The 22,819-nt window shown below is 71.7% G+C and carries 18 protein-coding genes; 9 read left to right on the forward strand and 9 right to left on the reverse strand.

Features of this window, described 5'->3' with window-relative positions; translation table 11 throughout:
- Nucleotides 1-80: 80 nt before the first annotated feature.
- From ACH4D5_RS12735 to ACH4D5_RS12745, 3 genes are all read right to left on the reverse strand, one after another.
- A complete protein-coding gene (locus ACH4D5_RS12735) occupies nucleotides 81-1,448 on the reverse strand; it encodes an extracellular solute-binding protein (protein ID WP_398301349.1) in 1,368 nt (455 codons plus the stop codon).
- 203 nt (nucleotides 1,449-1,651) lie between these two features.
- Nucleotides 1,652-2,335, reverse strand: coding sequence for a response regulator (locus ACH4D5_RS12740; protein WP_398301351.1), 684 nt, complete (start codon nucleotides 2,333-2,335; stop codon nucleotides 1,652-1,654).
- Complete coding sequence (locus ACH4D5_RS12745; protein ID WP_398301353.1) at nucleotides 2,332-4,488, reverse strand: ATP-binding protein; 2,157 nt, start codon at nucleotides 4,486-4,488, stop codon at nucleotides 2,332-2,334. Before ACH4D5_RS12745 ends, ACH4D5_RS12740 begins: the two co-directional genes overlap by 4 nt.
- Nucleotides 4,489-4,715: 227 nt before the next feature.
- Between ACH4D5_RS12745 and ACH4D5_RS12750 the strand changes: the two genes are divergently transcribed.
- On the forward strand, nucleotides 4,716-6,125 hold the full coding sequence (locus ACH4D5_RS12750; RefSeq protein WP_398301355.1) for a cation:dicarboxylate symporter family transporter: 1,410 nt from the start codon (nucleotides 4,716-4,718) through the stop codon (nucleotides 6,123-6,125).
- A gap of 113 nt (nucleotides 6,126-6,238) precedes the next feature.
- Here the strand turns inward: ACH4D5_RS12750 and ACH4D5_RS12755 are convergent, their stop codons facing one another.
- Nucleotides 6,239-6,862 carry a TetR/AcrR family transcriptional regulator gene (locus tag ACH4D5_RS12755; RefSeq protein ID WP_398301357.1) on the reverse strand — a complete coding sequence of 208 codons (624 nt, stop codon included), beginning with the start codon at nucleotides 6,860-6,862 and terminating at the stop codon, nucleotides 6,239-6,241.
- A 185-nt stretch (nucleotides 6,863-7,047) separates the two neighbouring features.
- Here ACH4D5_RS12755 and ACH4D5_RS12760 point away from each other — a divergent pair, with 185 nt between their 5' ends.
- From ACH4D5_RS12760 to ACH4D5_RS12770, 3 genes are all read left to right on the forward strand, one after another.
- Nucleotides 7,048-8,754, forward strand: a complete 1,707-nt coding sequence (locus tag ACH4D5_RS12760; RefSeq protein ID WP_398301359.1) for an MFS transporter — start codon at nucleotides 7,048-7,050, stop codon at nucleotides 8,752-8,754.
- Between the two features lie 218 nt (nucleotides 8,755-8,972).
- Entirely contained in the window at nucleotides 8,973-9,578 is a 606-nt protein-coding gene (locus tag ACH4D5_RS12765; protein ID WP_398301361.1) for a dihydrofolate reductase family protein, read from the forward strand.
- A 107-nt stretch (nucleotides 9,579-9,685) separates the two neighbouring features.
- Nucleotides 9,686-10,237, forward strand: a complete 552-nt coding sequence (locus tag ACH4D5_RS12770; RefSeq protein WP_398301362.1) for a hypothetical protein — start codon at nucleotides 9,686-9,688, stop codon at nucleotides 10,235-10,237.
- Here the strand turns inward: ACH4D5_RS12770 and ACH4D5_RS12775 are convergent.
- Complete coding sequence (locus ACH4D5_RS12775) at nucleotides 10,201-11,040, reverse strand: alpha/beta fold hydrolase (protein WP_398301364.1); 840 nt, start codon at nucleotides 11,038-11,040, stop codon at nucleotides 10,201-10,203. The genes ACH4D5_RS12770 and ACH4D5_RS12775 overlap by 37 nt on opposite strands.
- Before the next feature lie 201 nt (nucleotides 11,041-11,241).
- Between ACH4D5_RS12775 and ACH4D5_RS12780 the strand changes: the two genes are divergently transcribed.
- On the forward strand, nucleotides 11,242-12,225 hold the full coding sequence (locus tag ACH4D5_RS12780; protein ID WP_398301366.1) for a MerR family transcriptional regulator: 984 nt from the start codon (nucleotides 11,242-11,244) through the stop codon (nucleotides 12,223-12,225).
- Here ACH4D5_RS12780 and ACH4D5_RS12785 read toward each other — a convergent pair.
- Nucleotides 12,198-13,121 carry a glycoside hydrolase family 16 protein gene (locus ACH4D5_RS12785; protein ID WP_398301368.1) on the reverse strand — a complete coding sequence of 308 codons (924 nt, stop codon included), beginning with the start codon at nucleotides 13,119-13,121 and terminating at the stop codon, nucleotides 12,198-12,200. The genes ACH4D5_RS12780 and ACH4D5_RS12785 overlap by 28 nt on opposite strands.
- Before the next feature lie 308 nt (nucleotides 13,122-13,429).
- Here ACH4D5_RS12785 and ACH4D5_RS12790 point away from each other — a divergent pair, with 308 nt between their 5' ends.
- The 4 genes from ACH4D5_RS12790 (at nucleotide 13,430) to ACH4D5_RS12805 (ending at nucleotide 17,557) form a co-directional block, all read left to right on the forward strand.
- On the forward strand, nucleotides 13,430-14,356 hold the full coding sequence (locus ACH4D5_RS12790) for an NAD(P)-dependent oxidoreductase (protein WP_398301370.1): 927 nt from the start codon (nucleotides 13,430-13,432) through the stop codon (nucleotides 14,354-14,356).
- 58 nt (nucleotides 14,357-14,414) lie between these two features.
- A complete protein-coding gene (locus ACH4D5_RS12795) occupies nucleotides 14,415-14,807 on the forward strand; it encodes a MerR family transcriptional regulator (protein ID WP_398301372.1) in 393 nt (130 codons plus the stop codon).
- Nucleotides 14,804-15,154 (forward strand): thioredoxin family protein, encoded by a 351-nt coding sequence (locus tag ACH4D5_RS12800; protein ID WP_398301374.1) that lies wholly within the window; start codon nucleotides 14,804-14,806, stop codon nucleotides 15,152-15,154. Before ACH4D5_RS12795 ends, ACH4D5_RS12800 begins: the two co-directional genes overlap by 4 nt.
- 162 nt (nucleotides 15,155-15,316) lie before the next feature.
- The gene (locus ACH4D5_RS12805; protein ID WP_398301376.1) at nucleotides 15,317-17,557 is read left to right on the forward strand and encodes a HelD family protein; all 2,241 of its coding nucleotides are present in this window, start codon (nucleotides 15,317-15,319) and stop codon (nucleotides 17,555-17,557) included.
- A gap of 15 nt (nucleotides 17,558-17,572) precedes the next feature.
- On the opposite strand, the gene glgB is transcribed toward ACH4D5_RS12805, so the two are convergent.
- The 3 genes from glgB to treS all read right to left on the reverse strand — a co-directional run.
- On the reverse strand, nucleotides 17,573-19,972 hold the full coding sequence (gene glgB, locus ACH4D5_RS12810; RefSeq protein WP_398301380.1) for a 1,4-alpha-glucan branching enzyme: 2,400 nt from the start codon (nucleotides 19,970-19,972) through the stop codon (nucleotides 17,573-17,575).
- A 26-nt stretch (nucleotides 19,973-19,998) separates the two neighbouring features.
- A complete protein-coding gene (locus ACH4D5_RS12815) occupies nucleotides 19,999-21,435 on the reverse strand; it encodes a maltokinase (protein ID WP_398301382.1) in 1,437 nt (478 codons plus the stop codon).
- Between the two features lie 141 nt (nucleotides 21,436-21,576).
- Nucleotides 21,577-22,819: maltose alpha-D-glucosyltransferase (gene treS / locus ACH4D5_RS12820; RefSeq protein WP_398301384.1), on the reverse strand; the 1,243-nt coding region annotated here is incomplete at its 5' end.

Consider the following 22,819-nt stretch of genomic DNA (forward strand, 5'->3'; position numbering starts at 1 on the left):
TGTGACGGCTGTGACGGTGGCGGGAGCGGTTGCGGCGGGAGTGGTGGCGGTGGCCGCGGTGACGGGTGCGGGCCTTCGCGTTACTTCTCGATGACCTCGCCGTCCGTCGCCGACTCGACCTCCTCGTCGTAACCGCTCGCCGCCTCCTCCACCGACGCGTCGCCCGTCGTCACCGACTCCATCGCCTCCTGGATCGCCGTGGAGACCTTCGGATACGCGGGGTACGCGGGCCGGTAGTGCGTCGAGGAGACCAGGTCCGTGAAGAACTTGAGGCCGGGCTGCGCCTTCACGTACGACGGGTCGGCCGCGACGTCCTTGCGGACCGCGATGCCCGAGTTGGCGATGTACCACTTCTTGGCGTTGGCCTTCGTCTGCATCGTCTCGATGAACTTGAACGCCAGGTCGGGGTTGCTCGCCTTGGCCGGGATCGACCAGGTCCAGCCGCCGGACATGGACACCTTGCCGGGCGCCTGGCCGTGCTGCGTCGGCATGGCCGCGAGGCCCAGCTCCCGCGACCACTCGGGCCACTCATGGCCCGCGCCCTCGCCCCAGTCCTGCGGCAGCCACGAACCGTCGAGGTTGATCGCCAGCTTGCCCTCGGGCAGCAGCTCACCGCGTACGCGGGTGGGGAAGTTGGGGTCGAGCGCGTCCGAGACGTCGGGGCCGAGCTTCTCCTTGTAGACGGTCTCCACGAACCGCAGGGAGTCCTTGAAGCCCTTGCTGCCCGTGACCCACTTCTTCGCCTTCGGGTCGTAGAGGGGGTCCTTGCCCGTGCCGTACGCGAGCATCTGGAAGCCCTGCATGGAGGACGCCTCACCGGCGGGCTTGCCGGTGTAGACGTTGAGGGGGGTGACGCCCGGGACCTTCTTCTTGATGGTCCTTGCCGCGTCGAGGACGTCGTCCCAGGTCTTCGGCCGCCAGTCCGCGGGCAGGCCGGCCTTCTTGAAGATCGCCTTGCTGAACCAGAGGCCGCGGGTGTCCGTCCCGTCCGGCACGCCGTACGTCTTGCCGTCGGCCGCCTTCGCCGCCGTCTTGGCCGTGCCGATGAACTGGTCCCAGTCCTTCCACTTGTTCAGGTAGGTGTCGAGCGGTTTCAGGTAGCCGCTGGTGATGTCCGAGTTGATGAGGAACGTGTCCTCGTAGACCAGGTCGGGCGCGGTCTTCGGGGAGCGCATCATCTGCTGGAGCTTGGTGTAGTACTCGGAGTCCGGTGCCTTGATCGGCACCAGCTTGACCTTCTTGCCGGGGTTCGCCTTCTCGAACTGCTTCTTGATCCCCTCCAGATAGGTGTCCATGACCCTGATCTGGTTGTCCGTGGACTGCTTGAAGGAGATCCTCACGGTGTCGGGATCGTCGCCCGAGCCGCCGCCGCACGCGGTGAGGGTGCCGGCGGCCAGCAGGGCGGTGGCGGTGAGGAGCAGCGGGGTGGTGGTGGGACGCACGGGCACGACCTCCTACAGCGCGGGGGTGCAGCGCGGGGCTGCCCGGTGAACGTACGGGCGCGCTCGGAACAAGGTCAATGCCCGTGCCACGGATGGGCGTTGACGCTTGTCATCAACGTGACAACGTTGTTATAGGACGTACGGTGTCGGGGGCTCCCGAGGGGGGTGCCCCGAGGGGGGTGTCCGGAGGGGAGGGGCGTCGCTCCGTGTCATTCCGCCGCGGTGAGCCAGCGGTAGACCAGCTCCGGGCGGCCGACGTGACCGTACTGGGGGCTGCGGGCGGCGCGTGCCGTGTCGACCAGGTGTTCCAGGTAGCGGCGTGCGGTGATGCGGGAGAGGCCCGCCGACTGGGCGGCGGCGGTGGCGGTCAGGCCGTCGGGGGCGTCCCGCAGGGTGCGGATGACGCGTTCGAGGGTGGGGCCGCTGAGTCCCTTCGGCAGGGCGACGGGGCCCGGTGCGCGCAGGGTGGCGAGCGCGCGGTCCACCTCGTCCTGGCCGGTGGCCTCGCCCTCCGCGGCGGCGGTGCGGAACTCCGCGTACCGGGTGAGGCGGTCGCGGAGGGTGGCGAAGGTGAAGGGCTTCAGTACGTACTGGACGACGCCGAGGGAGACGCCCTCGCGGACGACCGCCAGGTCCCGGGCCGACGTCACCGCGATGACGTCCGTCGGGTGTCCGGCGGCGCGCAGCGAGCGGGCCAGTTGGAGGCCGTGGCCGTCGGGGAGGTGCAGGTCCAGGAGGATCAGGTCGACCTGGGTGCGGTCGAGTGTGCGGCGGGCTTCGGCGGCGGAGTGGGCGGGGCGGGCGATGGCCTCGAAACCCGGGACCCGGTTGACGTAGAGGACGTGGGCGTCGGCGGCGACGGGGTCGTCTTCGACGACGAGTACGCGGATCACTGGGTGCTCCTGTCTTCACTTCCGTCACCCGGGGCCGGGCCTCTCGCGTCCTCCTCGGCGCCGCCGCGCAGCGTGCCCGGCACCGGGGGGACCTGGTCGGCGCCTCCGCCCTGCGTGCCCGGCGCCGGGGGCTGGCCCACCGGGTCCTCCTCGGCGCCCCCGCCATGCGCACCCGGCACCGGGGGCTGTGCCCACCCGTTCCGCCCTGCGGAACGTTTGCCCACAGCGGGAGCGCCCCCACCGTCCGCAGCGGGGGCACCTGCGGCCCGACGGCCCACAGCAGGGGCGGCACTGTGGCCCCCAGCAGGACCGGCAGGAACAGCCGGGCCCGAAGGAACAGCAGGACCGGCAGGAAAAGCCGGGCCCGAAGGAACAGCAGGACCAGCAGGAAAAGCCGGGCCCGCAGGAACAGCAGGAACAGCAGGATCGGCAGGGACAGCCGGGCCCGCAGGGACAGCAGGACCGGCAGGGACAGCCGGGACCGTAGGGACAGCCGGGCCCGCAGACGCGGCGGCGGCAGCAGCGGAGACGCCCCCCGCTCTCGGTGTCAAGGTCACCTCGAACTCCGCGCCCCCCTCCGGGGACTCCCTCACCGTCAGTGTGCCGCCGTTTTTTGTCACCGTCTGGTGGACCAGGGCCAGGCCGAGGCCGCGGCCCGTGGAGGCCTTCGTGGACCAGCCGCGTTCGAAGACGGCGTCGCGTTGTGCGGGGTCGACTCCGGGGCCCGTGTCGCGGACGCGGAGGAGGAGGCCTGCCTCGTCGGCCCGTGCCGTCACGGTGACGCGCGCGGCCGGCGAGCCCTGCGCCGCGTCGACCGCGTTGTCGATGAGGTTGCCGAGGACCGTGACGAGGTCGCGGGCGGGCAGGGCCGACGGGAGCATGCCGTCGTCGATGCTGCTGTCGTCCGAGACGACCAGCTCCACACCGTGCTCGTTGGCCTGCGCCGCCTTGCCGAGCAGCAGGGCCGCGAGGACGGGTTCGCTGACGGCGGCCACCACCTGGTCGGTGAGCGCCTGCGCCAGCTCCAGTTCGGCGGTGGCGAAGTCGACCGCCTCGTCGGCGCGGCCGAGTTCGATGAGGGACACCACCGTGTGGAGACGGTTCGCGGCCTCGTGGGCCTGCGAGCGCAGCGCCTGCGTGAAGCCGCGCTCGGAGTCCAACTCGCCGGTGAGCGCCTGGAGTTCGGTGTGGTCGCGCAGGGTGACCACCGTCCCGCGGCGCTCGCCGCCGGTCACGGGGGAGGTGTTGACGACCAGGACGCGGTCGGCGGTCAGATGCAGTTCGTCGACCCGGGGCTCCGCCGCGAGGAGGGCGCCCGTCAGCGGGGCGGGGAGCCCGAGCTCGGCGACGTTGCGGCCGATGACCGGGTCGTCCGCCACCCCGAGCAGCTCGCGGCCGCCGTCGTTGATGAGGGCGATGCGCCGCTGCCCGTCGAGCATCAGCAGCCCCTCGCGCACGGCGTGCAGCGCCGCCTCGTGGTAGTCGTGCATGCGGCTCAGCTCGGCGGCGTTCATGCCGTGGGTGCTGCGGCGCAGGCGGGCGTTGATGACGTACGTACCGATGCCGCCGAGCACGAGCGCCGCCGCCGCGACGCCGAGCAGCGCGAGCAGCTGGCCGCGCGCCTTCTCGGTGATCTCCTCGATGGTGATGCCGGCGCTGACCAGGCCCACGATGCGGCCGTCCCCGTTCTCGGGACCGCTCCAGATCGGCGTGACCACCCGCACCGAAGGGCCCAGCGTCCCTGTGTACGTCTCCGCGAACGTCCTGCCGCGCAGCGCGTCCGCCCGGTGGCCGAGGAAGCGTTCGCCGATGCGGCGCTCGTCGGGGTGCGTCCAGCGGATGCCGCGCGGGTCCATGATCGTGACGAAGTCGACGCCGGTGTCCCGCTGCACCCGTGCCGCGTACGGCTGGAGCTCCTTCGACGGGTCGCTGCCGCGGATGGCCTCCCGTACCGAAGGGGAGTCCGCGACCGCCCGTGCCGCCGCGGTCGCCTGGTGGCGCGCGCCCTCCTCGGCCTGGTGCTTGTCGCTCAGATACGTGAAGAGCGCGCATCCGGCGACCACCACGGTGACCAGCACGATCTGCATCGCGAAGAGCTGGCCCGCCAGGCTGCGCGGCAGCCGGCGCGGGCGGGCCTGAGGGGTGCGGGACATGCTGCCAGTCTGCCTCCTCGTACAAGCGGTCGTATAAGTGCGAACTAAATGAACGCAAGGGTGACCGCCCTCACAGACCGGGAGATAGTCACCGGGATCGCCCGGGACGGCGAGCCGTTGCGCACATGCGGCCGGTGGAGTTCCCGGGACGGGAGCCGATCACCGGGACGTGAGCCGCACGCACCGCAGGCACCGCAACGCCGACGTCGTCGTTCAAGGAGGGCCCCGTGACCAGCACGGCCGACCCACAGGCGCAGCCCGCAGCCAAGCGGGACCGCACGCACTACCTCTACATCGCCGTCATCGGTGCCGTGCTGCTCGGCATCGCCGTCGGCTTCATCTGGCCGGACTTCGCCAAGGAACTGAAGCCCGTCGGCACCGGCTTCGTGAACCTGATCAAGATGATGATCTCGCCGATCATCTTCTGCACGATCGTCCTCGGCGTCGGTTCGGTGCGCAAGGCCGCCAAGGTCGGCAAGGTGGGCGGTCTCGCGCTCGCCTACTTCATGGCGATGTCCGTCGTCGCGCTCGCGATCGGTCTGCTGGTCGGCAACATCCTGCACCCGGGTTCGGGCATGGACATCACCGAGTCCGAGAAGGGCGCGGGCCACGACGCGGCCGACGAGGCCGACAAGGGACTCGTCGACTTCGCGCTCGGCATCATCCCGAAGACGCTGGTCTCCGCCTTCACCCAGGGCGAGGTGCTCCAGACCCTCCTCGTCGCGCTGCTCGTGGGCTTCGCCCTCCAGGCCATGGGCCGCTCCGGCGAACCGGTGCTTCGCGGCATCGAGCACATCCAGCGGCTCGTCTTCCGGGTGCTCGGCATGATCATGTGGGCCGCGCCGATCGGTGCCTTCGGCGCCATGGCGGCCGTCATCGGCGAGACCGGCGCCGACGCGCTCAAGGCGCTCGCCACCATCATGATCGGGTTCTACGTCACCTGCGCGCTGTTCATCGTGATCGTGCTCGGCACACTGATGCGGCTCGTGACCGGGGTCAACCTCTTCAAGCTGCTCAAGTACCTGGGCCGCGAGTTCCTGCTCATCCTCTCGACCTCGTCGTCCGAGTCCGCGCTGCCGCGGCTCATCGCGAAGATGGAGCACCTGGGGGTCAGCCGCCCGGTCGTCGGCATCACCGTCCCGACCGGCTACTCCTTCAACCTCGACGGCACCATGATCTACCTGACCATGGCCTCCCTCTTCATCGCCGACGCCATGGACCAGCCGCTCGGCATCGGCGAGCAGATCTCGCTGCTGCTCTTCATGATGATCGCGTCCAAGGGCGCGGCGGGCGTCTCCGGTTCGGGCATCGCGGTCCTCGCGAGCGGCCTCCAGTCGCACAAGCCCGCCCTTGTCGACGGCGTCGGCCTGATCATCGGCGTCGACCGCTTCATGAGCGAGGCCCGTGCCCTCACCAACTTCGCGGGCAACGCGGTCGCCACGCTGCTGATCGGCACCTGGACCAAGGAGGTCGACAAGGAGCGGGTCACGGCGGTACTCGCCGGACAACTCCCCTTCGACGAGCGTACGTTGGTGGACGACGGCCACGGCCCGTCCGCCGTCGGGGATACCCGCGACACCGAGGCGGAAGCGGTGCCGGAGCCGCGCGACGACGGCAAGCAGCCGGTGAAGGTGTAGTCACCGGCCGCGCGCCGCACGAAGGGGCCGCCGGGACGGGGCCACCGGGCGCCGCCCGCGACGTACGAGAGCTTCCTCCTCGTACGCCGCGGGCGGCGCTTTCGTGTGTCCGCTCACGTGGCCGACCGGCACCGGCCCTCGGGCAGTGCCGCGATGATCTCCCGGACCCGTGACACCGGGACGCCCGCCGACATGAGGGCCGTCGACGCGGCGGCGCGGCCCGCGGCCTCGGGGGCGAGGAGGCCGTCGTTGACGGCTTCCATCAGGCCGAAGAGCTGCTGCTCGTGGACGTACGCGAGGGCGGCGGGCGGCAGGGGGGAGGTGAACGCGCCCTGGCCGAGGCCGAGTCGGAGGACGTTCACGCACTCCTCGCGGACCGGGGCGAGGCGCTGTCTGATGCCCTCCATCGCGACGCTGCGCTGGGCGAGGGCGACGAGCAGGCGGTAGCCGTCGGCGATCTCCCAGACGGCCACCATCGAGTGAGCGAGCGACTCCGCGGGGTCGTCCGAGCGGGCGCGCCCCGAGGCGTGAGCCGCGGCGACTGCCTCGACGGCGCCGTCGATGAGCGCGCCGATCAGCGCCTCGCGGCTGGGGAAGTGGCCGTACACGGTCCTGCGGACGACGCCTGCCGCGCGGGCGATCTGGTCCATGGACGCGTCCGGATCGCGCAGCAGCTCGGCGAGCGCCACCTCCAGGATGCGGCGGCGGTTGGCGTCGGCTCGGCTCATGGGCTCCATTGTGCACGCGCCCGTTTTGCACACCAGTGTGCAGTGGCGTAAGTTGCACAGTCGTGTGTAATTGCACAGTGCTGTGCAACCCGTAGTGCTGTGCAGACCGGTAGTGCTGTGCGAGGCCACCGGACAAGCGCGACGAGCACGGACTTATGAGGACAAGGAAGGGTGAGACTTCGGTGGCTCTGCTCATGAAGCAACCGGTCGACGAGATGAAAGGGCCGTACGCACGCCGCTGGTGGGCGCTGCTGGTGCTCTGCCTGAGCCTGCTGATCATCGTGATGGCGAACACGGCACTGACCGTCGCCGCCCCCGACATGACCAAGGACCTCGGGCTCTCCAGCTCCGACCTGCAGTGGGTCATCGACGGCTACACCGTTCCGTACGCCGCCCTGATGCTGCTGCTCGGCGCGATCGGCGACAAGTACAGCCGGCGCGGCGCGCTCGTCCTCGGCCTCGTCGTCTTCGGCGCCGGATCGGTCGCGGGCTCGCTCGTCGACAGCTCGGGCGGGGTCATCGCGGCCCGCGCGGTGATGGGCTTCGGTGCGGCGATGATCATGCCGGCCACGCTGTCGCTGCTCGCCGCGACGTTCCCGCGCGCGGAGCGGGCCAAGGCCATCGTGCTGTGGACCGCCACGGCGGGCCTCGCGATCGCGGCGGGGCCGCTGGTCGCAGGCGCGCTCCTGGAGGACCACGGCTGGGCCTCGACCTTCCTGATCAACGTGCCGGTGGCCGCCCTCGCCATCGTCGGCGCCTTCGTGCTCATCCCACCGTCCAAGGCCGGGCACTCCAACCGGATCGACTACGTCGGCGGGCTGCTCTCCGTCATCTGGACCGGCGCGCTGATCTACATGATCATCCAGGGCCCGCACTTCGGCTGGGACGTCAAGGCGGTCTCGGCGGCGGTCGTCGCGGGCATCGGCCTGCTCGCCTTCGTGGCCTGGGAGCTCCGCCACCCGCACCCGATCCTGAACGTCCGCCGCTTCCTCGACCGCCGCTTCGCGGGCTCGAACCTCGCGGTGGCGCTCTTCTTCCTCGCGGTCTTCGGCGCGTTCTACTACCTCACGCAGCACCTCCAGTTCGTCCTCGGCTACAACCCGCTGGAGACGGGCGTGCGCATGCTGCCGCTCGCGGGCGCGGTCTTCGTCGGCTCGGCGCTGACGGGCTATCTGACCCCGCGCATCGGCATGAAGATCACCGTGTCGGCGGGCATGGTCGCGGGCACGGCGGCGCTCGCGCTCCTGACGCGGGTGGACGCGTCCTCCTCGTACGGGGACTTCGTCGCCCCGCTGATCATCCTGGGCCTCGCCATCGGCCTCGCCCTGTCGCCCTGCACCGACGCGATCATGGGCGCGTTCCCCGAGTCCGAGCTGGGCGTCGGCGGCGCGGTCAACGACACGTCGCTGGAGCTCGGCGGCTCGCTCGGCATCGCCATCCTCGGCTCGGTGCTCGCCAGCTCGTACTCCTCGAAGCTGAGCGACGCGGCCGCCGCCTCCGGCACGAAGCTGCCCGACGGCACGCTGGACACCGCGCAGGACTCGGTCGGCGCGGGCTACGCGGTCGCCCAGGGCATCGGCGACCAGGCCCGCGCGGTGGGGGAGAAGGCGGCCCACGCCGGCTCCCAGCAGCAGGCGGCCCAGCTGAAGGGCCAGGCCGAGCAGCTCGCCCAGGGCGCGGACAAGATGGCGGACGCCGTCGGCTCCGCGTTCTCGGACGCGGTGGCCCACACGAGCCTGATCGGCGCGGTGATCCTCGGCGCGGGGACCGTGCTGGTCGCGGCGCTGCTGCCGCGCAAGGGCCGGGGCGAGGCCGCCCCGTCGGAGACGGCTTCGTCGGAGACGGCCTCGTCGGAGTCCGGCGCGGAGAAGCCGTCGCGGGAGCGGCAGCCGCAGCGCTGACCCCGCAGGGCGCCATGAAGCCATGAAGGCCGGACCACTCCTCGGGAGTGGCCCGGCCTTTGTGCGTGCCATGCCATGTCAGGGCTGGCGGCTCTGGCGGGTCCGAAAATCAATCTTTGGAAAACCGTTGACACCACTCCAAGTGAAGTACTACGTTCTGACCACTTCAGTCGGAGTACAACGACCGACGTGTCCGACCCCGCTTCCAAGGAGCCCGCATGCGAAAGCTCGTCTACTTCATCGCCGTCAGCATCGACGGCTTCATCGCGGGCCCCGACGGCTCCGACCCCACCGGCCCCGACGGCTTCTGGCCGGTCGGCCAGGACTACGTCCAGCACTTGGCCCAGGCGTATCCCGAGACCCTGCCGGCCCCGGCCAGGCAGGCCCTCGGCATCACCGCCGATGGGGACCACTTCGACACGGTCCTCGAAGGCCGCAAGACGTACATGAACGGTGTCGACGCCGGCCTCACCAACGCCTTCCCGCACCTGCGGCACCTCGTCTTCAGCCGCAGCCTCACCGAGAGCCCCGACCCCGGTGTCGAACTGGTCGCCACCGACCCGGTCGAGAAGGTACGGGAGCTGAAGCGGGAGGACGGCAAGGACATCTGGCTGTGCGGCGGCGGTGAGCTCGCCGGGGCGCTGCGCGGCGAGATCGACCGGCTCGTCGTCAAGCTCGCCCCGCTGACGCTGGGTTCGGGCACGCCCCTCTTCGCGCGGAAGACCGCGTTCGACCCGGTGCTGTACGAGCGGACCGACGCCGTGCTGCTCGACAGCGGCACGATCTTCCTGACCTACGACAAGACTGCCGGGGACGCCGCGTAGAGGCCGGGCACGGGGGACTTCAGGGGGAGGTGCCCTCCGCCGCGAGGGGGAGCCGATCACCCCGTGCGCGTGATTCCCGTGCGTCCACCGCCGACCAGAGTGGACGCATGACGATCAGCGAGACGACCACCACGGCTCCCACACCTTTGGCGCGGCCCGTACCGCTCTGGGCGGAACGCGTCGCGCGGCTGCTCCCCCTCCTCGCCCTGCCGGTGTGCCTGTGGCGGCTGCCCATCGGGTTCGACCACCTGATGGGCGCGGACGTCGACCCGATGTCGTGGTCCCGATGGGCCAACGTGTCCTATGTGGTCACGCTCAGCCTGCTGTCCGAGGCGATCGCGCTGCTCTGCGGAGGTCTCGTGCGGCCGTGGGGCGAGGTGGTGCCGCGCTGGGTGCCCCGGCTGCGCGGCAGACGCATACCGCCGTACGCGGTGATCGTGCCCGCCACCCTCCTGGGGCTGCTCTTCACCGCGCTGCTGGTCGACTGGACGCTCTGCACCTTCCACCTCGCCGGGTTCTCCGACGTCCCGTACACCAGCGGGTGGTGGCGGCTCCTGGCCGCCGTGACCAGCGGCCTGATGGCGCTGTGGGGGCCGCTGATCCTCGCGCTGACGTACGGGTACTACCGGCGCCGGTGCGGAACGGACGCTTCCATGTAGGCGTCCGCCGATGCCGTCAGCCGGTGGCCCTCGCCCGCCGCGGCGCGCAGGAGCACGTCGGTCAGTTCGCCGGGGGTGGAGAGCATCGGCCAGTGCCCGGTGGCCAGTTCGAAGAACGTGGCGCGCGGGTCGGCCAGGTGCTGGACGAGCGGCAGGCCCGACGCGACCAGGGATTCCAGCGCGGCGATGTCCATCGTGCCGCCCGTGGTGCAGAAGACGCCGGTCGTCGGCAGGGCGGCGACCGCATCCGAGATGCGCAGCCGCTGGGCGTACGGGCCGGCCGGCGCGGGCGAGGCCAGCCGCGCGAGCCGGTCGAGCGCGGCGTCGGGGACGCCCGCGAGGTTCCCGTGGGCCCGCCACTCGGCGCGGGTGGGCGCCGGGATCCGCCAGCCGTCCTCGGCCTGCTCCTGCTGGCGCAGGGTGCGGTCGCGGGCCGGCCCGTCGGGCATCTGCTCCCGCACCTGGTCGATCATGGAGTAGCCGTCCTGGGGCATCGGCGAGTCCAGGTACACGAGCCGGGAGATGCGGTCCAGGCGCCGGTCGGCGGCGCCCGCGGCCGGATAGATGCCGTAGCAGTAGCCGACGAGCACGACCTCGGGCGCGTCGACGTGGTCGATCAGCTGCGCCACGTCCTCGATGTGGGTTTCGAGGTCGATGTCCGGTCCCGCCAGGTGGCGGCGGTCACCGAGACCGGTGAGCGTCGCCGCGTGCGCCTCGGCCCCGGCCGCCCTCAGCCCCGCGGCCACGTCCCGCCACAGCCAGCCGCCCGTGTACCCGCCCGACACCAGCACGAACGCCGTCATGAGTCCTCCTCGTACGCTGCGGTCCCCGCGGCCCGGCCGGTCGGCCCTCCGCGCTCGCCGGTACGGTAGGAACTCCCCCTGAGGGAGGTTCAAGTCGTGTCGTCGTCCGACGGTCAGTCACCTCGCCGCACCGGCCCCGGCGAGACCGTTCGCCGCACCGGCCCCGGCGAGACCGTTCGCAGCACCGCCCCCGGAGGAACCGTGGACGGACGTGGCGCGTCCCCGGACGGGCTGCTGAGCATCGGACAGCTCGCCGAACAGGCGGGTGTCTCCGTCAAGACCGTCCGCTTCTACTCCGACCGGGGCCTGCTGCCCGAAGCCGCCCGCAGCGGTGGCGGCCACCGCCGCTACGGCCCCGACGCGCTCGACAGGCTCCGCCTCATCCGCTCCCTGCGCACCCTCGACCTGCCGGTCCCCGAGGTGAGCCGGGTCCTCGACCGGGAGGACGAGCTGGCGGACATCGTCGCGGGGCAGCTGCGGGAGGTCGGCTCACGGCTGGCCGCCCTGCGCTGGCGGGAGGCGGCCCTGCGGCTCCTGACCGACTGCACCGCGCGGGAACGCGCCGAGCGGCTGCGGCTGGTCGGGGCCCTCGCCACGCCGCCCGGCACCGACGCACTCGCCCGGTTCTGGCGGTACTGGCTGCCCGCACGGCTCCCGGCCCGGGTCGTCACCGCCGTCGTCGACCAAGCGGTGCCGACGCCGCCCGACAGCCCCACCCCGGAACAGGTCCTCGCCTTCGCCCGGCTGCAGGACTTCGTCACCACCCCCTGCTTCGTCTCAGGACCCCGCGCCGGTACCGACTACGGCCAGCCCGAGGTACACCTGCCCGGCAAGGGATACCGCCCCGCCGTCCTCTACGAAGGCCTCCCCGAGGCGTACGAACTGGCTTCGGCACAGCTGCGGGCGGGCCGGGCCCCGCACCGGGGCGAGGCGCTCGACTGCTTCGTCGCCGTCCACGCCGCCTCGCTGGGCCGGCGCGACACCGCGGACTTCCGCCGCGAGCTGCACCGCATGCTCGCCGCCGAACCCCGCATCGACCTCTACTGGCAGCTCACCGCCGAGATCCTGAGCCCGCCCTCGGGTCCGCCGGAGCCGACGCCCGGAGCCGCCGACAACTGGCTCCGGGAGGCGCTGGCCGCGACCGCGTCGGCCCCGGACTACGGGCGCGTCCACACCGCGACGTAGTCGACCGCCATCGCATGGCCGGGCCGCGTCGCCGCCGTCGGCGTCCTGTGGCCCGCCACGCCGTCCGGGAAGCCGCCGCCCATCGCCACGTTCAGCAGGAGGAAGTATCCCTGGTGGGACGTCATGTCGTTCCACGTCTTCGTCGAGAAGCGGTCCTGGCTCAGGGTGTGGAACCGCTCCCCGTCGACGTACCAGCGCAGCTGGTTGGGCGTCACCGAGCGGTCCCACTCGAAACGGTACGTGTGGAAGGCCGACTGGCAGGCGGCGCCGGGGCAGGGGCGGCTGGCGCCCAGACCCTGGGTCTCGTTGCAGTCGCCGCCCGGATTGACGCCGCAATGCAGCACGCCCCACACCGAGTTGATGCCGTTCACGTTCTCCATGACGTCGAACTCGCCGATGGACGGCCAGTTCTGGTAGTTGCCCCGGTAGGGCGAGCCGAGCGCCCAGAACGCCGGCCAGTACCCGAGCGCCGCGTCCCCCGTGACGTCCGGCATCCGGATGCGTCCCTCGATGGCCAGCGTGCCGCCCGCCGGAGCCTTGAAGTCGCTGCGCCGCGTCTCGATCCGCGCGGAGGTCCACTTGCCCGCCGCGTCCCTGCGCGGGGTGATCCGCAGGTTGCCCGCGCCGTCGAGGGCGAGGTTGTCCCGGGAGTTCGTGTACTCCTGGATCTCTCCCGTGCCCCAATTGGGCGGCCCGCCCGGGTAGTTGTGCCCGAGGTCGACCTGCCACTTCTTCGCGGAAGGCGCGCTGCCCGCGGGGCCGTTGAAGTCGTCGCTCCACTTCAGTGACCAGCCGGGGGCGGGCGGCGGCACATCACCGCTGGCCGTCCCGGGCGTCAGCAGCGCCCCGAGCAGGCCGACGGCGGCGAGTCCGGCCAGGAGGGAGGTCCTGCGCATCGGGCGAGACGCGCGGGCTCTGCGGGCTGCGGGGGCTGCGGGGGCCGTGGGGGATGTGGGGGATGTGGGGACCGTGCTCATCGGGCACCTCCGTGGTGGGGGCGGGGAGTGTGACGGCGAACGGTGAGAGCGCTCTCAGAACTGTGCTGCTGGTTTTGTAGTTGTGGTCACGGCGCGCGTCAATGGCTGGAGTGCGTCAACTTCCTGAAGGTGTACGGCGGTTGCCCGGCCACACTTACTTTCCGGTGAGTACCTGACCAATTAGTCGGTACTTGTGGTGAGTTGGCGTCCCGCCAACGATGGTGACCATGACGAAGCACCCCCTCAAGGACCACTCCCTCACGGACCACTCCCTCTCGAACCAGCCCCGCCCCGCCGTCGCCGTCCTCGGACTCGGCTCCATGGGCCAGGCCCTCGCCGGCGCGTTCCTCGACGCCGGCCACCCCACCACCATCTGGAACCGCTCCGACGGCAAGGGCGACGGCCTCGTCGCCCGGGGCGCCGTCCGTGCCGCCACCCCCGGGCAGGCGGCCCGCGCCGCCGAGGTGGTCGTCGTCTGTGTCGTCGACTACGACGCCGCGCGGGCCGTTCTCGACCAGGCCGCCGACGACCTGCCCGGCCGCCTCCTCGTGAACCTCACCTCCGACACCCCGGAGCGCGCCCGCGAGGCCGCCGCCTGGGCGGAGGCGCTCGGCGTCGACTACCTCGACGGCGCCGTCATGGTTCCCGCGCCGATGATCGGCACACCGGAGGCGCTGATCTTCCACAGCGGCACGCGGTCCGCGTACGAGAAGTACGAGCCGACGCTCAAGGCCCTGGGCGGGCGGACCGCGTACGTCGGGGAGGACCACGGGCTCGCGGCGGTCCACGACCTGGCCGTCCTCGACTTCTTCTGGATGGCGATGCACGGCCTGGTGCACGGCTTCGCCCTCGCGGCCACGGAGGGCGTGCGGGCGGCGGCCCTCGCCCCGTATGTGAAGGTCCTCGCCGACCTGCTGGCGGACATGGTCGACGGTACGGCGGCGGACCTGGACTCGGGGAAGTTCCCCGGTGACCTGGACAACCTCACCGTCGAGGCGGCGAACGTACGGCACATCGTGCGCGCCGCCGAGCACCGCGGCCTGGACGCGGCCGCTCTGCGCGGCGTCCTCACCGCGGCCGACAGGTCGATCGCGCTCGGGCACGGCGCCGACAACTGGACCTCGATCGTCGAGGGCATCCGCGACCCCGCCTGACCAGCCCTGGCGGAAACCGCCTGGCCTTGACGCCCACGTCAAGGATTACCGTCTGTCCATGCGAATCGGCGAGCTCGCGGCGCGCGCGGGGACGACCACGCGGACGCTGCGCTACTACGAGTCCCGCGGGCTGCTGCCCGCGCGGCGGTCCGGCAACGGCTACCGCACGTACGACGAGGACGACGTGCGGCTCCTGGAGCAGATCAGGACCCTCCAGGACTTCGGGTTCGACCTGGAGGAGACCAGGCCCTTCGTGGAGTGTCTGCGCTCCGGCCATCCGGAGGGCGACTCCTGCCCCGCGTCGCTCGCCGTGTACCGCCGGAAGCTCACCGAACTCAACGCCCTTATCGGCGAGTTGACGGCGGTGCGCGACCAGGTCGGGGCGCAGCTCACGCGCGCCGAGGCGGCGCTCGAAGGCGGCCCCGAGCCGCGGTGCGAACTGACCGGATGAGGAGAGTGGTGGCAGTGAAGGCAGCAGGCGTGGCCGAGGTGACGGACGCGGATTTCGAGGGGGAGGTGCTGCGCGAGGCGGACCGGCCGGTGCTCGTGGAGTTCACGGCGGACTGGTGCGGGCCCTGCCGGCAGCTGGCGCCGGTGCTGAGCGAGATAGCGCGGGAGGAGGCGGACCGGATCAAGATCCTTCAGCTGGACGTGGACCGGAGCCCCGCGACCGCGATCGCGTACAAGGTGCTCTCGGCGCCGACCATGATCGTGTTCCGTGGTGGTGAACCCGTGCTGCAGATGGTGGGCGCGCGGGCCAAGCGGAAGCTGCTCGCGGAGCTGGCCGACGTGCTCTGAGGGCCGGCGGCACGGGAGAGCGACAAGAGAAATGCCCCGGACGAATTGACGTCCGGGGCATTTCTCTGCGTATATTGGATTCTTTCGCGAAGCTCTTGCCATTTGCGCATGACGACTTCACGAGAAGCTTTATACGAGCACTGTAACTGGCGAGGGGCTGAATTGTCAACCGAGGAATTGCGTGAAGAGCAGCAATTCGTCTCCGGGCTGTACGCACGCCTGGACGCGCTGCGCGAGGAGGCCGAGACCGCCGTGCAGGCTTCGTTGTCGCAGGTGGGCACCGGTCTCCAGGCACGTCTGGAGCGCGACGTGCTGGTGGCGGAGCAGTCCGGGCTGCTCGCCGCCTTCGACGCGGGGGAGAACGGGCTCTGCTTCGGGCGGCTCGAATTCCGGGACGGCCGCGACCATCACATCGGACGCATCGGAATCCGCGCGTCCGACGCCGAACGCACCCCGCTCGTGATCGATTGGCGTGCCGATGTCGCGCGCCCCTTCTATCTCGCGACGGGCCACACCCCGATGGGCCTGCGCAGGCGCCGGCACATCACCACAAAGGGCCGCGAGGTCACGGACCTGCACGACGAGATCCTGGATCTCAGCGACACCACCCGCACCGGCCACGAGAGCGCCGACGCCGACGAGGTGCTCCTCGCCGCGCTCGACTCCGCCCGCACCGGCCGGATGCACGACATCGTGCAGACCATCCAGGCCGAGCAGGACCGCATCATCCGCGCCCCGCACCGCGGCGTCCTCGTCGTCGAGGGCGGCCCCGGCACCGGCAAGACGGTCGTGGCGCTGCACCGAGCCGCGTTCCTGCTCTACGCCCACCGGGAGCTGCTCGCCAAGCGTGCCGTGCTGATCGTCGGCCCGAACCCGGCGTTCCTCGGCTACATCGGCGAGGTGCTGCCCGCGCTCGGCGAGACCGGCGTGCTCCTCTCCACGGTCGGCGAGCTGTTCCCCGGCGTGACGGCGACCGGCACGGACAGCCCCGAGGCGGCCGAGGTGAAGGGCCGCGCGGAGATGGCGGACGTGCTCGCCGCGGCCGTACGGGACCGGCAGCGGACCCCCGAACCGGGCGAACCCTTGATCATCGAGCACGACGACGGCGACCTGATCCTGGACTGGACGATCGCCGACCAGGCGCGCGAGGCGGCCCGCGCCGCGGACGTGCCGCACAACCTCGGCCGGCCGCACTTCGCGTTCCGGATCATCGACGCGCTGACCGCGCAGCTCGCCGAGCGCATCGGCCACGACCCGTACGGCGGGCCGAACTTCCTCGGCCCCGACGACATCGCCCAGCTCGGCAAGGGCATCGCGGCCAGCGCCGAGGTGCACGCGGCCATCGAGGAGCTGTGGCCCACGCTCACCCCGCAGCGGTTCCTCGCCGACTTCCTGGAGGAGCCGACGGGGCTGAGCGAGGCGGACGCGCGGGCGATCCGCCGTCCGTACGACGCGCCCTGGACGCCCGCCGACGTCCCGCTGCTCGACGAGGCCGCCGAACTGCTCGGACACGACGACAGCGCCGAGCGGGCCGCGGCCGAGGCCGAGCGGGCCAAGCAGATCGCGTACGCGCAGGGCGTGCTCGACGTCTCGCGCGCCTCGCGGACGTACGAGTTCGAGGACAAGGACGAGGACGACGCCGAGGTCCTGCTCGCGCACAACATCATCGACGCGGAGCGGATGGCCGAGCGCCAGGAGGAGGCCGACTACCGCAGCGCCGCCGAGCGCGCGGCCGCCGACCGCACCTGGGCGTTCGGGCACATCATCGTCGACGAGGCGCAGGAGCTCTCCGCGATGGCCTGGCGGCTGCTCATGCGGCGCTGCCCGACCCGCTCCATGACGCTCGTCGGCGACCCGGCGCAGACCGCGGAAGCGGGCGGCTGCGGTTCATGGGAGTCCATCCTCGCGCCGTACGTCGAGGACCGCTGGGAGTACACCCGGCTCGGCGTCAACTACCGCACCCCCGTGGAGATCATGGAGGTGGCGGCCGAGGTGCCGCGCGCCGAACAGCCCGACTTCCGGCCGCCGAGCTCCGTGCGGTCCACGGGTGTACGTCCCTGGGCGCGCCGGACCGACGACCTCGCCGCCGCCGTGGCCGACGCGGTGGCCACGGAGGCGCGGGACGAGGGCCGTCTCGCGGTGATCGCCCCGCGCGACCTCCACGCGGAGCTCGCCGCACGGCTGCCCGGGGTGACGGCCGGGCGGGCCCCGGACCTGACGCGGCCGGTCGTCCTGATCGACCCGCGGCAGGCCAAGGGCCTGGAGTTCGACACGGTCCTGGTCGTCGAGCCCGCGCGGTACGGCACGAGCGACCTCTATGTGGCCCTGACCCGGGCCACGCAGCGCCTCGGCGTGTTCTTCACCGAGGAGCTGCCCGTGGCGCTCAAGTGGATCGAGGACTGAAGGGGGCCCGGCAGGTCACACCGGGCGCAGCCACACCGTGGCCAGCGGTGGCAGCGTCAGGCGCAGCGACGCGGGGCGGCCGTGGGACGGCACGGGGTCCGGCTTGAGGGGGTCGGGGCTGGTGACGCCCCCGCCGCCGAAGCGGGCCTCGTCCGTGTTCAGGACCTCCTGCCAGGCGCCGAACCCGTCCGGCACGCCGAGCCGGTAGGCGTGCCGCACGACGGGGGAGAAGTGGGAGACGGCGAGGAGCGGGGTGCCGTCCCCGTCCTCCGCCGGGTACCGCAGGAAGGCGAAGACGTTGTCCTCGGCGGCGTCGCCCTCCACCCAGGCGAAGCCCCCGGGGTCCGTGTCGCGCTGCCACAGGGCGCCCTCGCGGCGGTAGACGGTGTTCAGCTCGCGGACGAGGTCGCGCACGCCCCGGTGGTCGGGTTCGGCGCCGTACGCCGGGTCGAGCAGCCACCAGTCCGGGCCGTGCGCCTCCGACCACTCGGCGCCCTGCGCGAACTCCTGTCCCATGAAGAGGAGTTGCTTGCCCGGGTGGGCCCACATGAAGCCCAGGTAGGCGCGCTGGTTGGCGCGCTGCTGCCACCAGTCGCCCGGCATCTTGGACACCAACGACCGTTTGCCGTGGACGACTTCGTCGTGGGAGATGGGCAGGACGTAGTTCTCGCTGTAGGCGTACACCATCGAGAACGTCATTTCGTTGTGGTGGTACTTGCGGTGCACCGGCTCCTTGGAGACGTAGTCGAGGGAGTCGTGCATCCAGCCCATGTTCCACTTCAGGCCGAAGCCGAGGCCGCCGAAGCCGCCCGGGCCCTGGTGGTGCGTCGCCCGCGTCACGCCGTCCCAGGCCGTGGACTCCTCGGCGATGGTGACGACGCCGGGGCAGCGGCGGTAGACGGTGGCGTTCATCTCCTGGAGGAAGGCGACGGCGTCGAGGTTCTCGCGGCCGCCGTGCGCGTTCGGCGTCCACTCGCCCTCCTCGCGGGAGTAGTCGAGGTAGAGCATCGAGGCCACCGCGTCGACGCGCAGGCCGTCGATGTGGAACTCCTCGCACCAGTAACTGGCGTTCGCCACCAGGAAGTTGCGGACCTCCTTGCGGCCGTAGTCGAACTCCAGGGTGCCCCAGTCGGGGTGCGCGGACCGGGCCGGGTCCTCGTGCTCGTACAGCGGCCGGCCGTCGAACTCGGCGAGCGCCCAGTCGTCCCGCGGGAAGTGCGCGGGCACCCAGTCCATCAGGACGCCGATCCCGGCCCGGTGCAGCGCGTCGACCAGGAACTTGAAGTCGTCGGGCGTGCCGAGGCGGGCGGTCGGCGCGTAGAAGCCGGTGACCTGGTAGCCCCAGGAGCCGCCGAAGGGGTGCTCGGCCACGGGCATCAGCTCGACGTGGGTGAAGCCGAGGTCCGCGACGTACGCGGGCAGCTGCTCCGCGAGCTGGCGGTACGTGAGGCCCGGCCGCCAGGAGGCGAGATGCACCTCGTACACGGAGAAGGGCGCCTCGTGGGCCGGTACGGCCGTGCGGCGCGCCAGCCACTCCTGGTCGTGCCACTCGTGGTGCGACTCGTGTACGACCGACGAGTTGGCGGGCGGCGCCTCCGTGCGGCGCGCGAGCGGGTCGGCGCGCAGGGTCTTGGAGCCGTCGGGCCGGGTGATCTCGAACTTGTACAGCTCGCCCTCGCCGACGGAGGGCGCGAACAGCTCCCAGACGCCGGTGCCGCCGAGCGAACGCATCGGGAAGCCGGTGCCGTCCCAGAAGTTGAAGCCGCCGACGACCCGCACGCCCCGGGCGTTGGGCGCCCACACCGTGAACCGGGTGCCGGTCGCGCCCTGGTGGATCATCGGCCGCGCGCCGAGAGCGGTCCACAGCTGTTCGTGGCGCCCCTCGCCGATCAGGTGCAGGTCGAACTCGCCGAGCGAGGGGAGGAAGGAGTACGCGTCATGTATCTCCAACTCCGCGTCTTCGTAGGTGACATGGAGCCGGTAGCCGTCCGGCACGGCCCGCAGCGGGAGGACCGCGGAGAAGAAGCCGTCGCCGTCGTCGCGCAGCTCGGCACGGAGGTCGTCGGCGACCACGGCGACCGCCTTCGCGTACGGGCGCAGCGCCCGGAACGCGATACCGCCGGGCACGGGGTGGGCGCCCAGAACGCCGTGCGGGTCGTGGTGGGTGCCGCTCAGGAGCCGGTCCCGGTCGCTCGCCGGGACGGGCGATTCGGTGACGGGCGGCGGCACGGCACCGGGCGCGGTTACCGCTTTGGTCCCTCCGTCGGTCCCGGACTTCGGCTGTGCCTTGGGTGGTCCGGCCGTCGCTCCGCTGCCCTTCGCCGGTGCTTTCGCCGCCGTCTTCCTGGCGCCTTTGGTGCTCTTGGTGGTCTTCGCGTGCTTCTCGTCGGACGGTTTGCGGGGGCGCGGGGTCACGGGAGAGGCCTCCTCCGGAGGAGTGGTCAGTGGGCGTCGTCGGCGGGGCCGTCCTGGGTGAGGCGGCGGACCGCGGCCATCGGGACCGGCAGCCAGTCGGGGCGGTGGCGGGCCTCGTAGAGGACTTCGTAGACGGCCTTGTCGGTCTCGTGCGCGCGCAGCAGCACGGGGTCCATGCGCGGGTCGCGGCCCGAGACCTCCGCGTATCCCGAGCAGTACGCGGCCCGGCACTCGTCGGCCCACTCGGGGTCCCAGGTGCCGTGGGAGGCCGCGTAGTCGAAGGAGCGCAGCATGCCCGCCACGTCGCGGACCGGCGGCTGCGGCAGGCGGCGCTCGGCGAGCGGCCGCGCGGGCTCGCCCTCGAAGTCTATGAGCGACCACTCGCCGTCGGGGGAGCGCAGGCACTGCCCGAGGTGCAGGTCGCCGTGGACGCGCTGGGCCGTCCACTGCTGGCCCTCGCCGCCCAGGTCGGCCAGCGCCTCGAAGGCGGTGAGCAGCCCCGGGGCGTAGGGGCGCAGCACGGGGACGGCCTGGGCGGCCGCGGTGAGCCGCTCCGCCATGGCGTCCGCCGCCGCCTCCACCTGCGCCCGGCCCAGGGTGACGGTGGGCAGCGCGGCCGCGAGCGCCGCGTGCACCTCCGCCGTGGCGCGGCCGAGGGCCCGCGCCTCACCGGTGAAGCTCTCGCCCTTGTCGCGCATCCGCAGGGCGAGCTCCCAGCCGTCCTCGGCCCCGGCGAGGTACGGCTGGAGCACCCCGAGGCCGCAGCGCTCGGCGTCGTCGGCGCCGGCCGACAGGTCGGCGAGGAACCAGGCGGCGGGCGCGGGCACCCGTGCGCAGCCCTGGCGGGCGAGGTGCAGCGGTATCTCCAGGTCGGGGTTGACGCCGGGCACCACGCGGCGGAAGAGCTTGAGGATGAACGTATCTCCATAGATGAGCGAGGAGTTGGACTGCTCGGTGGCGAGCAGCCGGGGGACGAGCCCGGAGGGGATCTCCGTGCTCATGTCGCGTTCGAAACGGAGTACGCCGTGCCGGCCGGGCATGCGCAGCCGCTCAAGGAGCAGCTCGGTGAGGTGCCGGTCGTGCAGCGCGTCGTACACCGTCGCTCCGGCGAGGGGACCGTCGGTGACGTGGCCGATCAGGGCGGGGGCCAGGTGCGGCGGCAGGGTGCGGCGCACGCCGAGGAGCAACTGGTAGCAGTCGGTGGGCCGTTCGGCGCCGACGCCGTCGAGCGCGGCGCCGTGCGCGGGAATGATCGGCTGGCGGACCCGCAGGAGGAGGTGGAGCAGGCCCGACGGTGAGCCGTGCGGCAGGAGTTCGGTCGCCGTCACCGCTTCCAGGGCGCTGATCGGGCGCCCCTTCCCGGCGAACCACCGCTGCCGTGGCAGCCACTCGCGCAGCAGCGGGTCGAGCGAGGCGAGCAGCGCGGTGGCGTGTGCGGTGGGGCGGATGGCGGCTTCCGACATGGCGTCGCGTCCTTTCCGCGTCGCGGACGAGGCAGGGTGCGGGAGTGCCGGTGGTGCGGAGGGAGAGTGCCGGTTGTTGCGTAGGAGTGCCCAGGGCGGGGCGGCGGAAACCGCCCCGCGAGGGGGTCGCGCTGCCGGAGCCTACGCCGGTTCCTTGCGCAACCGGAACCAGTAGAACCCGTGCCCCGCCAGGGTCAGCAGGTACGGCAGCTCACCGATGGCCGGAAAGCGCACCCCGCCGATCAGCTCCACGGGATGGCGTCCGCTGAACGCCTGCAGATCGAGTTCGGTGGGCTGCGCGAAGCGCGAGAAGTTGTGCACGCACAGCACGAGGTCGTCCCCGTCGTCGCCGGTCGACGGGGCCTCCCGCAGGAAGGCGAGGACCGCCGGGTTGGTCGAGGGGAGCTCGGTGTAGGAGCCGAGTCCGAACGCCGGGTTCTGCTTGCGGATCTCGATCATGCGGCGGGTCCAGTGGAGCAGGGAGGAGGGGCTGCTCATGGAGGCTTCGACGTTGGTGACCTGGTAGCCGTAGACGGGGTCCATGATCGTGGGGAGGTAGAGGCGTCCTGGGTCGCAGGAGGAGAAGCCGGCGTTGCGGTCGGGGGTCCACTGCATGGGGGTGCGGACGGCGTCGCGGTCGCCGAGCCAGATGTTGTCGCCCATGCCGATCTCGTCGCCGTAGTAGAGGATCGGCGATCCGGGCAGGGAGAGCAGCAGGGCGGTGAAGAGCTCGATCTGGTTGCGGTCGTTGTCCAGGAGCGGGGCGAGCCGCCGGCGGATGCCGATGTTGGCGCGCATGCGCGGGTCTTTGGCGTATTCCGCGTACATGTAGTCGCGTTCTTCGTCGGTGACCATTTCGAGGGTGAGCTCGTCGTGGTTGCGCAGGAAGATGCCCCATTGGCAGCCGGAGGGGATGGCGGGGGTTTTCGCGAGGATTTCGGAGACGGGGTAGCGGGATTCTCGGCGTACGGCCATGAAGATGCGGGGCATGACGGGGAAGTGGAATGCCATGTGGCATTCGTCGCCGCCGTTCTGGAAGTCCCCGAAATAGTCGACGACGTCCTCCGGCCACTGATTCGCCTCGGCCAGCAGGACCGTGTCCGGGTAGTGCGCGTCGATCTCGGCGCGGACACGTTTCAGCAGGTGATGGGTGCGCGGGAGGTTCTCGCAGTTGGTGCCCTCCTCCGCGTACAGATAGGGGACGGCGTCGAGGCGGAAGCCGTCGATGCCCAGGTCGAGCCAGAACCGCAGAGCCGAGATGATCTCTTCCTGCACGGCCGGGTTCTCGAAGTTGAGGTCGGGCTGGTGGGAGAAGAAGCGGTGCCAGTAGTACTGCTTGCGGACGGGGTCGAAGGTCCAGTTGGAGGCTTCGGTGTCGACGAAG

The organism is Streptomyces sp. NPDC018029 (assembly GCF_044327655.1).
Taxonomy (GTDB): Bacteria; Actinomycetota; Actinomycetes; order Streptomycetales; family Streptomycetaceae; genus Streptomyces.

Bases quoted from the DNA above. Each gene is read 5' to 3' on its own strand.
- ACH4D5_RS12745 (WP_398301353.1), bottom strand. From the start codon at position 4,488: ATGTCCCGCACCCCTCAGGCCCGCCCGCGCCGGCTGCCGCGCAGCCTG.
- ACH4D5_RS12755 (WP_398301357.1), bottom strand. From the start codon at position 6,862: ATGGAGCCCATGAGCCGAGCCGACGCCAACCGCCGCCGCATCCTGGAG.
- ACH4D5_RS12760 (WP_398301359.1), top strand. From the start codon at position 7,048: ATGAAGCAACCGGTCGACGAGATGAAAGGGCCGTACGCACGCCGCTGG.
- ACH4D5_RS12765 (WP_398301361.1), top strand. From the start codon at position 8,973: ATGCGAAAGCTCGTCTACTTCATCGCCGTCAGCATCGACGGCTTCATC.
- ACH4D5_RS12770 (WP_398301362.1), top strand. From the start codon at position 9,686: ATGACGATCAGCGAGACGACCACCACGGCTCCCACACCTTTGGCGCGG.
- ACH4D5_RS12775 (WP_398301364.1), bottom strand. From the start codon at position 11,040: ATGACGGCGTTCGTGCTGGTGTCGGGCGGGTACACGGGCGGCTGGCTG.
- ACH4D5_RS12785 (WP_398301368.1), bottom strand. From the start codon at position 13,121: ATGCGCAGGACCTCCCTCCTGGCCGGACTCGCCGCCGTCGGCCTGCTC.
- ACH4D5_RS12790 (WP_398301370.1), top strand. From the start codon at position 13,430: ATGACGAAGCACCCCCTCAAGGACCACTCCCTCACGGACCACTCCCTC.
- ACH4D5_RS12795 (WP_398301372.1), top strand. From the start codon at position 14,415: ATGCGAATCGGCGAGCTCGCGGCGCGCGCGGGGACGACCACGCGGACG.
- ACH4D5_RS12800 (WP_398301374.1), top strand. From the start codon at position 14,804: ATGAGGAGAGTGGTGGCAGTGAAGGCAGCAGGCGTGGCCGAGGTGACG.
- ACH4D5_RS12815 (WP_398301382.1), bottom strand. From the start codon at position 21,435: ATGTCGGAAGCCGCCATCCGCCCCACCGCACACGCCACCGCGCTGCTC.